This window comes from Nocardiopsis sp. iso_25, assembly GCF_056173305.1.
The window spans coordinates 110,305-124,581 of sequence record NZ_CM149667.1 but is presented as its reverse complement, the minus strand read 5'-3'; the positions used below and the strand labels follow the sequence as shown (position 1 = coordinate 124,581).

Genomic DNA, 14,277 nt, shown 5'->3' with positions numbered 1-14,277 from the left:
CCGCGACCGTCAGCCGAGCGACGCGGGCGGGTGGTCCTCCAGGGCCTTCCTGGCCTGCTCCGCCTCGGCCAGCCCCAGCTCGGTGAAGATCTCCTCGGCCTCGCTGAGGAACCCCCGCGCCCGGTCCGCGGCCATGACCGGTGCGGGCAGGCGTCCGAGGGCGAGCGCGGCACGGGCGACCATGAAGCGTTCGCTGCGCTCGACCGCGACGGCGTGGGCCCTCTCCAGCTCGTCCAGGGCCTCACCGTGGCGTCCGGCGGCCGCGTAGGTCATCCCCAGGTCGACGCGGATCTCGGCGTCGCCGCTGCGGTGACCCGACCTCTCCGCGAGCGCGAGAGCCTCGGTGTGGGACTCGACGGCCTCGTCCCAGGCCTCCGCTGCCCGGTGGGCTATGCCCAGGGCGTTGTGCACATAGATCTGGTTGCCCACCAGATGCAGGTGCACGGACAGCCCCAGCGCCTCGTTCAGATCCGAGAAGGCGGCCTCCAGCTCTCCCAGGCCGGTACGGGCCTCTCCCATGACGCGCTTCGCCTGGATCCTGGCTTCGTTCTGGTCCTCACCGACGACTTTCGCCGCGGCCTGCCCAGCACAGTGCAACGCCTCCGCGTATTCCCCGAGTGCCTGCTTCACAAGGGCGAGGTTGCCCCACTGCAACGCCTCCAGACGGGCGTCCCCCAACTGGATCGCATGGTCGAGCACTCCCTCGAATGCCTCAGCAGCGTCGGCGAGGTGTCCGACACGCTCGTAGACCACACCCAGGTTGGCCAGCGCTCGGATGATCCCTCTGCTGTCACCGAGGGCTGTGAGCAGGTCCCGGGCCTCGGTGAGAAGCCCGAGGGACTCCTCGAAGCGTCCTGAGAGGCAGTATGCGATACCCAGCCCGATGAGGGTCACCGCGCGCCCACGCCGGTTTCCCTGCTTGTCACTGATCTGGAGTACTCGCTGATGAGAACTGATCAACAGACCCATCTGGCCGTGGAGGGCGTAGAAGCGCCACACCGCGTCGGCCATCCGCCAGGCGTACTCGCCGTTGTCCTGCGAGGCGAAGTACTCGATCGTGTCCGACAGGTTCTCCTGGTGGAGGGTGAACCACTTCTCCGCGTCCTCCCGTCCAGACAACTCGATGCGGTAAACGGGGTTCACCTCGACATCGTCGTGTGCGCGCGGGGCCAGGAGGTCAGCGGCCCGCTGGGCGGTCGCCATGTACTGCTCTGCCAGGCGGAGCCTGGCGGCGTCGATCTCCTTGCCGGGTAGCGCCGTGGCCGCTCGGTCCCGTGAGAAGGCGCCGATCAGGTCGTGCAGGCGGTACACGTCCCCCTGGGGCTCCTCCAACAGGCACACCCCGACCAGCTCCTGGAGGATGTCGTCGGCGTCCTCCACGGACATGTCCAGGAGGGCGGCCGCGCCGCCGAGATCGATCGTGTTGCCGATCATCAGGCCCAGCAGGAGGAACGTACGGCTCTGATTCCGGTTGAGGCTCTGGAAGGACAGGTCGATGGCCGCTTCGACGCTCTGGCCTTCGACCTGGAGCTCGTGGAACTTCCGGTTCTGTTCGCCGAGTCGGCGGGCGACGTGCCCGAACGACCACTTGGGTCGGCTGAGCATACGGCCGGCCACCACGCGCAGGGCGAGGGGGAGCCCGCCGCAGATCCGGATGATCTCACGCGCCGGCCCCAGTTCTCGCTGTACGCGTTCGTCACCCAGGACACGCCCGAGTAGTTCCAGGGAGGAATGTTCGTCGAACACCCCGAGGGAGAAGAAGCGGGCGCCGCTGAGGCCGGAGAGTTCATTGCGGGTCGTGATGAGGGTCATCGACCCCGGGGAGGACAGCAGAAGCGGGCTGACCTGGGCATAGCTCAACGCATTGTCGAGGATCACCAGGACCCTGCGTCCCATGAGCGTGGCTCTCCACAGCGCGGAACGCTCGTCGAGGGACTCGGGGACGGCCTCGGATTCGATGCCCACCGCGCGGAGCAGGGCACCGAGGGCGGAGGCGGCGTCCAGCGGCTCCCGGTCCGTTGTGTACCCGTACAGGTCGATGAACAGCAGCCCGTCGGGGTAGCGCTTGGCCGCCTCGTAACCGAAGTGGACCGCGGTGGTCGTCTTCCCCTCACCGCCGCTGCCCGTGATGACACAGACCTGGGCACGGTCCTCTCCGGCACGGGCCGCCTCGTCCAGCTGACGCAACGGTTCATGGCGACCGGTGAAGTCGGGCAGGTCCCTGGGAAGGTCGTTGCGTACTACGAAGCGTTCTCCGGTCTCCTCTTCGGACTGATCCTCCGCCCCGTCCTCGGGAAGGTCCTCCTGAAGGATCCGGGTGTGCAGGGCGACCAGTTCCGGTCCGGGATCGACACCCAGTTCGTCGGCAAGCCTGGTGCGAAACTCCTCATAGACGGAGAGCGCCCTGGCCCGTTCGTTGTCACGCCACAGGGCCGTGATGAGCAGATGGTGCAGGCGCTCCCCGAAGGGTTCCTCACTGGCCAGGGACGTCAGCCGTGTGACCACGTCCGAGTGCCTGCCCAGTCCCAAGGCGCGAGTGGCCCAGGCGACAACGCAGGACCAACGCTCCTCACGCAGGGGGGCGACGACGGAGTAGTCCAGGTACTCCGAGCCGACTCCGGAGAAAGGGGTACCGCGCCAGCACTCCAGCGCCTGTTCCAGTAGTTCGACGGCCGCCTTGGGCTCAGCTGTGGCGGCTCTGTCGCGGAGCTTCCGGAAGCGGTGCAGGTCGACGGAGTCCGGGTCGACCTGGAGGGTGTAGCCACCGGAGGTCGTGGAGATGCTGGCCGGAAAGGTCCTGCGCAGATGGGAGATCTGCACCTGGATCACGGATCGAGCGGTACGTGGTGGGGCATCGCTCCAGAGGTAGCCGATGAGCTGGTCGATGGTGACCTCACGACCCAGATGGACCAGCAGCGCCCCCAGCACGCAGAGCTGGCGCGGACCACCGACCTGAACAGGTCGGCCGTCCGCCCAGACCGTGATGGGGCCGAGCACACCGAATTCCACAAGCAGCAACCCTAGCAAGGGCCATTAGCATGAAATAGGGAATACGGGCATACCAATGACTCCGAGTACCCCCCTCCACACCGGTACTCGGAGTCACTGTTGGACTGCGCCGAAAAGGAGTTACTTCTCCTGAGCGGGCTTCTCCTCGGCAGGCGCGGCCTCCGCGGGCACGGCCTTCTCAGGGTTCCCTTCAGCAGGGAGGGGGTTCACCGGGCTCGGCTCCTGGTAGGGGACCGCCTTCGCCTCGGGAGCGACGTCGGCGACGATCGCCTCGAACTCCTCGTCCACGGTCAGCATCTTCGGCACTCGGACTCCTCTTCTCACGGCACTCGCGTAGAGCCGCAAGGTAGCCCTACGTCTACGAAGCATCAAGGGACCCCGCCTTCCGGCGGACTGGCCACCCGTGGCGGGTTCCGCCTCAAAGCACACCACGGGTGGCATGTGTCCAACGAACGTCGCACTGTGTCGGACCCGCGAGCCGTCCTCTCGCGGGTACGAACGCGTCGAACGTGTTCCACACTAGAGAGATCCTCTTCCACTGCGCTTTCAGTCTTCTTTCAGCACTGAAACCGGTGCGGCGACAGCGGTTCGGGGACCGCGTCATCATCGGCCACCGGGATCCGCCGGGGCCAGCGATTGGCCGGTTGCGGACGGTCAGAGTCCGTTCACCTGGTGTGCGACGGCCGCCGCGCGCCACGCGCCCGCCGTCCGCGGGTGCGCTTCGACCAGGGAGGACACCCTCCGTCGGGCCGCTCCCGCTTCGTCTCCGGCTTTCCGGAGAACGGCGGGAACAAACCGAACGTTCCCCTCATCGCCGAAATCCGGAAAATCCCCGGCCCCGGGAGGCCCGCGTTTGTTCCCGTCCGCCGGGAAGCCCGCGTCGCGGACGCGACGCGTGTTCCCTTGCGAAGCCTTTCGTGCCTCTTGCGTTCTTCCTCCCCGTCCGCGTACCGAACTCCCCCGGACCGGCGGCCCTTCGGGGGAGCACGACACGCCCGGACGGTCACGACGTCCCGCGTGCGCACACCCTCGGCCGGGAACTCCCTGTGGCACCGGGCACGTACACCGGGAGGAGGGCTGCGCGAGCCCGGTGTCGGGCCATAGGTTGCTAGGGAGCGTGCCGATCGGACGGCACCGGCGGTCCCGGAGGGCGCGAAGTTGGAGGACGTGATGCTGGAGGGCGACGGAAACGGCTGGGTGAACCTGCCGGACGGAACCCGCAGGTGGGGGATCTACGGCGCGGCCGGGCTGCTGCTGTACGCCACCGACGCCGCCGGAGCGGGCCACGTACTGCTCCAGCACCGGGCGGGCTGGACCCACATGGGCGGCACCTGGGGCATCCCCGGGGGCGCCCGCAACCGGGACGAGACACCCCTGGAGGCCGCCGTGCGCGAGTTCGAGGAGGAGGTCGAGGGCGACCTGGACGGGTACGACCTCCTCGGCGTCCACGAGGAGGACCTGACCGTGTGGCGCTACGACACGTTCATGGCGAGCCTGCCGACGCTAGCGCCGTTCCGGCCGGGCAACTCCGAGAGCAAGGAGGTGCGCTGGGTGCCGGTGGACTCCGCCGACTCGCTCCCGCTGCTGCCGCCGTTCCGCGCCGCGTGGCCGCGCCTGCACGCGAACCTGGTCTCGGCCTTCCCGGAGAACGGCCGCGGTCCGGGCACTTCCGCGACCGGTTGAGCGTTGGACCCTGCGCAGGGGCCTTCCGCGCACCCGCTCCTCCGGGCCGGACCGGAATCCGGGCGGGGCGCCGGAGGGCGGTCTCGGGGGAATGTCAGGGGCGGATCCCTGATGCGCTCCGGACTCCGGCCCCGCATGCTGAAGGGGACGGCCCGGCGCAGAGCGGTCGTCACGCTATTCGACTGGAGCAGTGGACATGACGCTGGAGCGCGGTAACGCATTCACTCCCGTCGCCTCGGCGACGATGATCTGGCCCTGGACCACCTCGGTGCTGGGGGGCGCCGCCGGCGGTGCCCTCTTCTTCCTCCTCAACCTGGGCTCGGGCCTGGGCGCGATCGCCTCCGGTCTGACCGCGGCGGTGATCTTCTTCTCGCTGATCGGCGGCGTGGGCGGCGTGATGAGCAGCAAGGCCGACCGCCGGGGCAAGCGCTACGCCGCCACCTACCCGTTCCGGTACGCGGCCGTGCCCGCCGGGATCGGCGGCGCGGGGTACGCCCTGGTCAGCATCTTCACCGGCTCGATCATCGGCGGTCTGTTCGGCGGACTGTTCGTCGCGGCGGCGATCTGGATCACCGTTGGTCTCATCGCGATGGTGGTCGGCAACAAGAACGCCTAGGCTCGGTATCTTCCGCCGATGGTGGAAGGCAGATACTCACCTAGGGGAGACAACCGGGCGCCGATGACTGAATCTGCTCGTCAGAAGATGGTCGAGCGGGTCCGCGGGCTCCTCCGCATGGCGGAGGACCCCGCGGTTACTGATGCCGAGAGCCAGGCGTTCACCGCCAAGGCCGCCGAGCTGATGACCCGCCACGCGATCGCGGAGGCCGAGGCCCGCGTAGAGAGGGGCGAGGCGCCGGACGCGATCAGCCGCATGGACTACACCGTCTCGGGGGTGGGGGGCCACGGCAAGGCACGGGTGCGCGCGCTGGCCGACATCTCCGCCGCCTACGGGTGCCAGTCCGCGGTACGGGGCAACAACTCCGAGAACACCGAGCGCGTCATGATCCTCGTGGGCACGGTGAGCGCGCTGGACGCGCTGCGGATGCTGCTGCCGTCGATCTCCATGCAGATGGAGGCCTCCGCGAAGTTCATGAGCTCGTCGCACGTGGCCGATATCCGGGAGCTGCGCAATTACACGCGCTCGGAGCTGGAGACCGAGCGCAAGCGCTACTACCGGTCGTTCGTGCGCGCCTACGGGCAGGCGGTGGCCGAGCGCATCCGCGAGTTCCGCGCGCGGTTGCAGGAGATGGCCTCGCCGGGCGGATCGGGCGGGCCGGGGGAGAGTGTGGACGCCTCCCGCGGCGCGGAACTGGTGCTGCTCAACGACGTGCACCGGGTGAGCGAGGAGTTCCAGAAGCAGTTCCCGCAGCTGCGCAAGCACCGGCCCGAGCGCACGCACAGCGCCGCGGGGTACCGGGCGGGCTACCGGCGGGGGCGCCAGGCCGAACTGGGGCTGGACACGCCGGTGGGGAGCGGTGGTTCGTCCGCGCTGAACGAGAGCGAGTAGGCCTCTCTCCGCGAAGTTGTCCACAGGCTGTGCACAGAACCGCCCCGATTGTTGTTCTCGCATGTCAGAGGGGAAATGCGAGAGTTCAATCGGGGCGGTTCGGGTGCTCCTGGGGGCGATTACCCGGGGTTATCCACAGGAAGAACGGCCTCCTGTGGATAACTCTGTGGATAAGGTGGCGGCCCGGTTGAGAATGGGTCCATAACCTCTTATCAGGACACCCGCAAAGGCTGAACCAGGTAGCGGAAGGTGGGGCTCTCCCCCTCCTTGACCGGCACGTCGGTGAACACGGCGGGTTTGGTCGGCTCGGTGAAGTTGAGGTGGGCGGTGTCGGTCTCCACGCCCGCCAGCCCGTCCATGAGGTAGTCGGGACGGAAGGCCAGCCGCAGGGGCTCGCCCTCGTAGCCGACCTCGATCGCCTCCACGGCCTGGGCGTCCTCTCCCGACCCCGCCTCCAGCACGACCTCACCCTCGGAGAAGGCCAGCCGCAGCGGGGTGTTGCGGTCGGCGACCAGCGCCACGCGCTTGACCGCCTCCGCCAGGGGCGTCACGGCCACCTCGGCGCGCGCGGAGAACTCCTTGGGGAACCAGGCGGCGTACTTGACGAAATCGCTGTCGATCAGCCGGGTGGTGGTGCGGCGCTCGCCGTTCTCGAAGCCGATCATGCCCTCGCCCGGGGAGAGGCTGACGCCCTCGCCGCCGCTGGCCGTGGACAGGGCGATGTCCACGTTGGACTTGGTGAGCAGACCGCGCACGGTGTCGCTCAGCGTGCGCGCGGGCACCAGGGCGGCCGCGTCCAGGCCCTGGTCCTCGGGGCTCCACCACAGTTCGCGCACGGCGATGCGGTAGCGGTCGGTGGCGACCAGGCTCAGGGTGTCGCCGCTGAAGTCGAGGTAGGCGCCGGTGAGCATGGGCAGGGTGTCGTCGCGGCTGGCCGCCGGGGCCACCTGGCGCACGGCCGCCGCGAAGGCGTCCGCGGCGACGGAGCCGATGCGTCCGGGCATGCCGGGCAGGGTGGGGTAGTCCTCCAGCGGCATGGTGATGAGGGTGAAGCGCGCGGCGCCGCCGACGATGCGCAGCTTGGGGCCGTCGCTGTCGATGTGCACCGAACCGGAGGGCAGGTTGCGCACGATCTCGGCCAGGAGGCGGCCGGGGACGAGGGCGGCGCCGGACTCCTCGGAGAGGACGTCCACCGAGGCGCGGGTGGAGACCTCGTAGTCGAACCCCGACAGGTGCAGGGAGGCGCCGTCCGGGGAGAGCTCCATGCGGATACCCGAGAGCACCGGGACGGCGGGCCGTGTGGGGAGGGCCCGGGCCGTCCAGGCGACCGCCTCGGCGAACGCGTCGCGGTCCACTCGAAGTTTCACGGTGAGGCCTCCTCGTAGCGCTGTCGTTGCCGACAACGTACCCAGTGGCACCGACAGCCCGCCTCCCCTTGAAGGGAACCGTGCGCGGGTTCCGACCTGGGAGAAGGAGCTGCGAGGCGCTGACCGGGCACGGCTCGCGGAGGGCGGGGCCCGGGAATCGGACGGGGCCGACACCGGCGCGGGTTCCGGCCGGGCGCTGAGCGCGAGCGGGCCCGGCCGGGAACGTGACGGTTGTGGCTCCAGTGGCGCTACTTGCGGTTGGGGCGCAGGGTCCAGGTGATGCTCATGCGACCGGTGACGGTGCCGTCCTCGGTGCGCAGCTCGACGTTGATGGGGAACTCGGGGCGCCTGCCCTCGTCCAGCTCGGCGATGATCTCCTCGCGCGGGCGGCCCAGGACGGCCTCGGCGGTCAGGTCGCCCATCGCGATCTTCAGGAAGTCGATCGTGGAGGTGGTCGGCAGGGGTACGGCGCGGTCGAGCTGGTCGCCGAAGGTGCCGATGATGATGGCGCCGGAGGCGGACTCGGCCAGGGTGAACATGGCGCCCGCGTGGGGGCCGCCGACGTGGTTGTGGTGGTCGGCGTTGTCGGGCAGGCGCATGACGGCGCGCCCGTGGTCCAGCTCGGTGAAGGTCAGGCCGAGGGTCCGGACGAAGGGGACCGCGGCCAGGAAGCCGACCTTGACCGCATCCGCCGTCTCGGGGTTCATGTGTGCCATGGCGCTCATGTTACTTTCGAGTAACCTATGTGCGCCACCCCCCGGGGACCGGTGGACGCGAACGTGTCCCCGGGCGGGCCGCGCGGGCGGAGGGGTGTGGGCTACCATGACGTGGCGGAGATTCGCTCTCCGCGGGGAGGGTTCGCATAGCGGCCGAGTGCAGTGCTCTTGAAAAGCACCAAGTCCTTGACGGGACTTCGTGGGTTCAAATCCCACACCCTCCGCAGAATCGGGGAGTTTCCCCAGGTGGGAGCCTTCCACGGAACACGGCGAAGGCCGGTGGTCCGGGCCCGTAGCACATTCATCGCACACGGCCCGGGTAGCCACCGGCCTTCGCCGTTCACCGGTCAGGCGGCGAGGACCCGCAGACGGGCGGCGTCCATCGCGTCGGCCACCTCGTCCAGACGGTCGGGGAACAGGTGCCCGTACCGGTCCAGGGTCATCGTCGCCGTCTTGTGGCCGAGCATGGCCTGCACGACCTTGACGTCCGCACCGGCCGCGATGGCGAGGGACGCGGCGGTGTGCCGGAGCTTGTGGGGGGTCAGCCCCATCCCGTCGAGTCCGGCCGCCCTCACCGCCAGGGCGAACTCACGGTTGCGCCAGTTCCGGATGCGCAGCGGGGCGCCCCGCCTGGTGGTGAAGACCAGCGCGTCAACCGGACGGCCCTCCACGAAGGACCGCAGTTCGGGGACGAGGGACCGGGGAACGGGCACGGTCCGGAACCTGCCGTTCTTCGGAGGCTGTTCGACGAGCCTGCCGTCCACCTCGGCGAAGGTCACGACGACCCGGACCCGCCGCCGGTCCAGGTCCACCCGCCCCACGCGCAGCGCGGCGGCCTCGCTCCACCGCATGCCGGTGTAGGCCAGGAGCAGGACGAGAGCCCGGCTCACCCTGGCCGAGGCGAGTTCCTGGCCGTACTTGGTGCGCAGCGTCAGGGAGGCGTCGGCCAGCGCCTCCACCTGGGCGTGGTCGAGGTAGACGTGTTCGGCCTCGCTGGGCTTGGGCAGCGGTACGCCCCTGGCCGGGTTGAAGGGGATACGCCGGGGGACGCACCAGCCCAGGACCATCGACAGCACGACGTGCGCGTGCCGGGTCTGGGAGGCCCCCAGGTTGCTACCGCCCTCGTCCCGGGGCTTCTGGAGACGGGCCACCCACACGGCCACGTCCTCGGCGTGGACTGCCGAGAGGCGCAGGTCTCCCCAGCGCGGCAGCACGTGGTTGTCCAGGACCGCCCGGTACTGCCACCACGTGGACCGTTTGATGTCCGTGCGGGTGATGAGCCACTTCTCAGCCATCTCCGCCACGGTGACCTTGGCGTCGTGGGGGTTGCGGTAGGAGCCCTCGTGAAGGCTGTTCTCGATCTCGGTCCGCTTCTTCTCCGCGTCCGGCTTCTTCTGGAAGACGCCGCCGCTCTTGATCCTCCCGGAGGGGTCGTAGTAGCGGACCCACCACCGGCCGGGCGGAGTGCGCTTGGACGCCTTGGCCTTGCTCACCGCCTCCGCGTACGCCCTGTCCTTGGTGCGGTCGTAGACCCACGCGCGAGCCATGGGGGTGTCTCCTTTCCGTGGGTTACTGGGCCAGGACCCAGGCGTGGACCTCGGCGGGCACGTAGCGCACGTACCGGCCGACGCGGTGGGAGGGCGGACCGTCGCCCCTGTAGCGCCACTCGTAGAGCGTTTTGGGCGGCACGCGCAGGAAGGAGGCCGTGTCCTTCACCGACCACAGGCCGTGGTCCCGACGCTGTTCCGGAACGGCCGGGGTCGCCGTCGTCGCACTCATGCCGTCCTGCTTCCGTGGGTTGCCGAAAGATCGTTCCGCCGTGCCGCGTCGAGCTGGGCGCGGCGTTTGAGTGCTTCGCCCACCGCCCGGAGAAGGCGTTGCTCCCGAGGGGCCACGTCGGGGTCCGTGAGCTTGGCCAGTTCCCATTCGAAGGAGCCCGAGGAGACCGAGGCCAGCGCCGGGGGACGCGGGTTGTCCTCGTCCGCCTGGTCCTCGTTGGCGGGGTCGCTATTAACGCCGTTAATTCCGAGGGCGTTGAGGACCCAGGCGAGCCGGTCCGCCTTGTGATCGGCCAGGGTCTTGCCGGACCACTTGCGCGAGACCAGGACGCGGCGGCCCGCGTAGCCCAGGTGTTCGCGGCGATGAGCCTTGGACCGGCAGAACCCGGGGCGCTGTCCGGCCTTGGCCTGGTCGGGTTGGATGCCGTAGCGCAGCCAGTTGGAGCACCGGGGCGAGCACGGCTCGAAGCGCAGGGCGTCGAGGAGCCGGTCCACGTGCTGTTCTTGCCGGACCGTTTCGGCCACATGGCAGTCGGCGATGTCCTTGGTCAGGTACTTGGCCAGGTAGCGCACACACCGGGCGGCGTCCTCCGAGCCAGCTACGACTCCCTTGGCGTCCACCTGTTTCCCGAACCGCACCACGTGGAAGGGTTCGGCGTCTGGTTCCTCGTCCAGAGCATCCAGCGCCTCATCCCAGGTGGGCAGCACTTCCCCCGTAGTGGGGTCGAGGTAGATGCTGTTGTCCTCGTCCCACACGGGCAGGTGGTCATCCTCGAAGACGACGCGGTCGGCGGCAGGCCACCACACCTGGTGGTAGGTCGCGGCAGCGATCTGGCGCAGCTCAGCCCGGGGAATCGTGCCCCGGGTGGCCATGTGCAGATGCGGAGCCAGACGCCGTTGGGGTTCCACGGCCGCGAAGTACTGCACATCGAACCCCGCGACCCGTCGCAGGTTCTGCACGAACCGATCCACCAACTTGGAGAAGTGCAACGTGTCCCGAGCCGCACGCCGGTAGTCATACGTCGAGGGATCGACCGGGGTTCCGTCCGAGCGCACCCGCCCGTAGGAGTCCAACGTCAGCGTGATGAACAGCGACGGACGGAACACCTTCCCCGAGGCAGGATCGGTGAAGGCCCGCCCGACCGTCTTCCTCGTCATGGGTCGCTTGGGCAGGTCGGGCACGTCCTGACGGCGTTTGGTCGAGCGCACCCGACGCGACCCCGACGAGCCCGAGGAGTCGCCGGAGCGGGTGACCGAACCGCGTAGCCCGGAGGCGGTGATCTCCTCGTCCAGGTCCGCGATCGCCGCATCCAGCGCGGACAGTTCCTCGGCCGAGGCCGATCCCGTGGCGGCGAGGCGGTCCCGTTCGGCGGTGACCATCGCACGCTGTTCCACCCAGGCCCGTTGCTGTTCGGTGGGCGGGTCGGGTTCCGCCACGGGTTCAGTGGCCAGGTGCCAGCCCTCTTCACACTGGGAGCGGCGAAGGCTGCGCTTCCTCTTGGCGCAGGCCGGGCACCGGGATTCCAGGGTGGACCCGCACGGAACGTCGATGACCTCGGTGGCACCGGTGGCGAGGTTCGTGCGTCGAAGGGACACCGGGCGGATGCACACCCCGTGGTCGGCGGCGACCTGTTCGGCCACCTCACGGGCCAGCGGTTGCGCGAGGCGTTCGGCCCGGGTTGTCTTACCGGTAGGCGTCGGCATCAGCCCACCCCCACAACCACAGAGCGGAAGGCCCCCACCGCATGGAACCCCAACCACCACGCAAGTGGCCTCTCACCGTGTGGGCAGTTCTCCTTGCCGCGAATATCATCCTGGTCTTCCTGGGCGTCCACGCTCTGTACATGGTCGGACGGCCGGGTGCCCTGGTCATAGCGGCGCTCTGGGCCATAGTCAGCACAGTCCGAGTGGTTCAGGAAAGGCGTGTCTACATCGAGGCCCGACGCGAATACCTTGCTCATCACTCGGCCTTCCAAGAACCCACGCCGTAGCCCTCGGCCATGGCGGTGATGTCCTCGTCCGAGACGTAGGCGGCCCGCACTCGCACCGGGGCCGGGAAGCCTTCCAGGCGGACGTAGGCCACCCCGGGAAGGGCGGGGTCGATCAGGTGGGCTTCCGCCCCGCGTTCGCGTGCTCCCTCGCCAAGGACCATGTCCACCTGGGACGCCTCGTCCAGGCGCAGGGCGACCTTGTCCGGGAAGAGGTTGCGCAGGTTCATGACCTCCTTGCGCGGGTCCTGCAACGCCGCCAGGACCGCGAAGCCGACCGAACGCCCCTGCGAGGTCAACGTGGCGATCGCGTTCTCCGCGCGACGGCGCACGTCCCGATCCGGGTGGTAGGCGGTCAGGAACGCCACCTCATCGAGCAGCACCACCACGAACGGGTCATCGACCGTGGCCACGTGGGAGCGCTGTTTGCCCGCGTAGCGTTCGGCGCGCTCCTGCATCTGCGCTACTGCCTTTTCGAGTAGTGCCACCGCGGATTCGCCGGTATCCGCGTAGCGGGTGAACAGGTCGCGGCCGTAGGCCAGTTCCATGCGCTTGGGGTCGATCGCCCACACCTGCGCGGTGCCGTCTGACAGGGCGGGGAGCATGGCGCGGATGGTGGACCAGATCACCGAGCCTTTGCCGGCCCCGGTCACCCCCACCACGAGCACGTGGGTTCCGTGCAACCGCAACAGCCACGGCGAGCCGTCCTCGCGCTGTCCGACCGGGAGCGCGTCCAGGTCCGGGGAGTCGGGGACGGGCAGGGCGTCGAGGGGTTCGGCCAAGGTGTCGCGGCGGGGGAACTCCAAGGTGATGTCCCGAGGCCCGTTGACCACCACGCGGCAGGAGGGGGCGGCGAAGCCGTGCGCCAGCTCGGTGACGCGGTGTTCGAAGTCGGCCGGGGAAGTTCCGGCCACCAGGGACACCCGGACGTAGTCGGCCCAGGAGTTGCACCGCACGCGCCGGACGCGGGGCAGGTAGCGGCGTTCCTGGTAGGACTCGGCCAGCCCGGAGATCACCAACACCGGTTGCCAGTGCCGCCGGTACACGAACAGGTGCCGCCACCACGCCAGCAGACGCAGGGTGACGCAGGCGCGGTAGGAGTCTGGCCAGGCCCGCCACCACAGCAGGGACACCACGGCAGCCACGCCCCACAGGCAGGCGAGGCCGGACCAGTCCAGCCACCACCAGGCCCCCGACGAGACGGTCAGGCAGACGACCATGACCGGGAACCGGAACGGCAGGGTGAGAAGGAAGCGCACCAGCCGCCAGATCCAGGAGGCCAGCACGACGATGCCGGGGGTTTCCACGATGGGAGTGGTCCACCGCACCCCCTGCGCGGGGGTGGGAAGGGTCGGGGAGGACTGAGCGGCCCCCACCTTGGGTTGGCGCATCATCGCTGGCCACCGCCGTTCTCGTTCTCGGTCTGGGCCAGGAGCCGGTCACGGTCGGAGCGGGCACGGGCGGCGAAGGTCGCGGCGGTGGGGTTCTCCTCCCGATCGGCCAGGGTGGCGAACACCCGGGCCTTGAAGTCGAAGAACTCCGCACGCTCGGTGTCGGTAGCAGGCGGGGGGTTGGTCGCGTCCAGCAGCAGGCGGACCAGTTCGGGGCCGCTGTGCCCGGACAGGTCACGGGGGTAATCGGACATACTTGGAGACACCTCTTCACGAAGCTTGTGCAACGGCTTGGGGAGGGGTTCAAGGGGCGGCCGAGGTGTTCCAGCACCAGGCCGCCCCGCTTACATGCCGGGGGTCAGGCGGCGTCCTTCGCAGCCGGAGCGCGGCGACCACCAGCCACGCCCCCGGGAGCCTTCACGCCACGGGCGCGCAGCGAGTACGCCACCCGGGGACGACGGCCCGAGTCGTCCACGTAGGGCATGACCGCCATCGCCTCGAACTCGATCGGCCGGAACGGCAGCCCCGGCACCTCGTCCGGCAGGGTCGGGCAGACCTCGGCGGCGACCTTGACCTTCACGCTCTTGGCCTTGCCCCGCGCTTCGGGGTCGGCGTCGATCACGTCCACCGCCCACAGCGGCAGGCCCGTGTCCTTGTCGAGCTGGGGCCGCTTGGTCTCGAAGTCGGTGATCGCCTCCACCCCCAACGCGAACGCACCGTGGGGGAACACCGTCCCGAACGCCACCGGCAACGCACCCTGAATAGCCATCTGATCAACCTTCCTCGTGATGTTCACTCAACTACTTGACCGGTCGAGTGGGGCCTAAGAATAACCGGC

At 69.3% G+C, this 14,277-nt stretch carries 13 protein-coding genes and 1 tRNA gene; 4 read left to right on the top strand and 10 right to left on the bottom strand.

The window, feature by feature from the left end; all coding sequences use genetic code 11:
- Window positions 1-9: 9 nt before the first annotated feature.
- A complete protein-coding gene (locus AC0VX6_RS00550) occupies window positions 10-2,997 on the bottom strand; it encodes an AfsR/SARP family transcriptional regulator (protein WP_475467111.1) in 2,988 nt (995 codons plus the stop codon).
- 132 nt (window positions 2,998-3,129) lie between these two features.
- Window positions 3,130-3,315, bottom strand: a complete 186-nt coding sequence (locus tag AC0VX6_RS00545; protein WP_274975672.1) for a hypothetical protein — start codon at window positions 3,313-3,315, stop codon at window positions 3,130-3,132.
- A gap of 864 nt (window positions 3,316-4,179) precedes the next feature.
- Here AC0VX6_RS00545 and AC0VX6_RS00540 point away from each other — a divergent pair.
- The 3 genes from AC0VX6_RS00540 (at window position 4,180) to AC0VX6_RS00530 (ending at window position 6,199) form a co-directional block, all read left to right on the top strand.
- Window positions 4,180-4,692, top strand: a complete 513-nt coding sequence (locus AC0VX6_RS00540) for an NUDIX hydrolase (RefSeq protein ID WP_274975671.1) — start codon at window positions 4,180-4,182, stop codon at window positions 4,690-4,692.
- 196 nt (window positions 4,693-4,888) lie between these two features.
- Complete coding sequence (locus AC0VX6_RS00535; protein ID WP_248772971.1) at window positions 4,889-5,308, top strand: hypothetical protein; 420 nt, start codon at window positions 4,889-4,891, stop codon at window positions 5,306-5,308.
- Window positions 5,309-5,395: 87 nt separating this feature from the next.
- Window positions 5,396-6,199 carry a DUF2786 domain-containing protein gene (locus AC0VX6_RS00530; RefSeq protein ID WP_274978010.1) on the top strand — a complete coding sequence of 268 codons (804 nt, stop codon included), beginning with the start codon at window positions 5,396-5,398 and terminating at the stop codon, window positions 6,197-6,199.
- Between the two features lie 212 nt (window positions 6,200-6,411).
- Here AC0VX6_RS00530 and dnaN read toward each other — a convergent pair whose 3' ends face one another.
- Together dnaN and AC0VX6_RS00520 are read right to left on the bottom strand one after the other, a co-directional pair.
- Entirely contained in the window at window positions 6,412-7,554 is a 1,143-nt protein-coding gene (dnaN, locus tag AC0VX6_RS00525; RefSeq protein WP_274978009.1) for a DNA polymerase III subunit beta, read from the bottom strand.
- A gap of 260 nt (window positions 7,555-7,814) precedes the next feature.
- Window positions 7,815-8,273 (bottom strand): hotdog fold domain-containing protein, encoded by a 459-nt coding sequence (locus AC0VX6_RS00520; protein ID WP_475469227.1) that lies wholly within the window; start codon window positions 8,271-8,273, stop codon window positions 7,815-7,817.
- 144 nt (window positions 8,274-8,417) lie between these two features.
- On the opposite strand from AC0VX6_RS00520, the gene AC0VX6_RS00515 reads away from it, so the two are divergent.
- Window positions 8,418-8,506, top strand: a tRNA-Ser gene (locus AC0VX6_RS00515).
- A 123-nt stretch (window positions 8,507-8,629) separates the two neighbouring features.
- Here the strand turns inward: AC0VX6_RS00515 and AC0VX6_RS00510 are convergent.
- The 6 genes from AC0VX6_RS00510 to AC0VX6_RS00485 all read right to left on the bottom strand — a co-directional run bounded on the left by AC0VX6_RS00510 (window position 8,630) and on the right by AC0VX6_RS00485 (window position 14,208).
- A complete protein-coding gene (locus AC0VX6_RS00510; protein ID WP_475467109.1) occupies window positions 8,630-9,829 on the bottom strand; it encodes a tyrosine-type recombinase/integrase in 1,200 nt (399 codons plus the stop codon).
- Window positions 9,830-9,851: 22 nt separating this feature from the next.
- On the bottom strand, window positions 9,852-10,061 hold the full coding sequence (locus AC0VX6_RS00505; protein ID WP_013156279.1) for a helix-turn-helix transcriptional regulator: 210 nt from the start codon (window positions 10,059-10,061) through the stop codon (window positions 9,852-9,854).
- Window positions 10,058-11,764, bottom strand: coding sequence for a replication initiator (locus AC0VX6_RS00500; RefSeq protein ID WP_475467107.1), 1,707 nt, complete (start codon window positions 11,762-11,764; stop codon window positions 10,058-10,060). Before AC0VX6_RS00500 ends, AC0VX6_RS00505 begins: the two co-directional genes overlap by 4 nt.
- A 256-nt stretch (window positions 11,765-12,020) precedes the next feature.
- Entirely contained in the window at window positions 12,021-13,442 is a 1,422-nt protein-coding gene (locus AC0VX6_RS00495; protein WP_475467105.1) for an FtsK/SpoIIIE domain-containing protein, read from the bottom strand.
- Window positions 13,439-13,693: a hypothetical protein gene (locus AC0VX6_RS00490; protein WP_475467103.1), complete on the bottom strand. Its 255-nt coding sequence runs from the start codon at window positions 13,691-13,693 to the stop codon at window positions 13,439-13,441. Before AC0VX6_RS00490 ends, AC0VX6_RS00495 begins: the two co-directional genes overlap by 4 nt.
- Window positions 13,694-13,797: 104 nt before the next feature.
- The gene (locus AC0VX6_RS00485; RefSeq protein ID WP_475467102.1) at window positions 13,798-14,208 is read right to left on the bottom strand and encodes a plasmid replication, integration and excision activator; all 411 of its coding nucleotides are present in this window, start codon (window positions 14,206-14,208) and stop codon (window positions 13,798-13,800) included.
- Window positions 14,209-14,277: the final 69 nt, after the last annotated feature.

Coding starts and splice junctions, on each gene's coding strand:
- AC0VX6_RS00535 (WP_248772971.1), top strand. CDS start 4,889: ATGACGCTGGAGCGCGGTAACGCATTCACTCCCGTCGCCTCGGCGACG.
- AC0VX6_RS00540 (WP_274975671.1), top strand. CDS start 4,180: ATGCTGGAGGGCGACGGAAACGGCTGGGTGAACCTGCCGGACGGAACC.
- AC0VX6_RS00505 (WP_013156279.1), bottom strand. CDS start 10,061: ATGAGTGCGACGACGGCGACCCCGGCCGTTCCGGAACAGCGTCGGGAC.
- AC0VX6_RS00510 (WP_475467109.1), bottom strand. CDS start 9,829: ATGGCTCGCGCGTGGGTCTACGACCGCACCAAGGACAGGGCGTACGCG.
- AC0VX6_RS00485 (WP_475467102.1), bottom strand. CDS start 14,208: ATGGCTATTCAGGGTGCGTTGCCGGTGGCGTTCGGGACGGTGTTCCCC.
- AC0VX6_RS00500 (WP_475467107.1), bottom strand. CDS start 11,764: ATGCCGACGCCTACCGGTAAGACAACCCGGGCCGAACGCCTCGCGCAA.
- AC0VX6_RS00530 (WP_274978010.1), top strand. CDS start 5,396: ATGGTCGAGCGGGTCCGCGGGCTCCTCCGCATGGCGGAGGACCCCGCG.
- AC0VX6_RS00490 (WP_475467103.1), bottom strand. CDS start 13,693: ATGTCCGATTACCCCCGTGACCTGTCCGGGCACAGCGGCCCCGAACTG.
- AC0VX6_RS00520 (WP_475469227.1), bottom strand. CDS start 8,273: ATGAACCCCGAGACGGCGGATGCGGTCAAGGTCGGCTTCCTGGCCGCG.
- AC0VX6_RS00495 (WP_475467105.1), bottom strand. CDS start 13,442: ATGATGCGCCAACCCAAGGTGGGGGCCGCTCAGTCCTCCCCGACCCTT.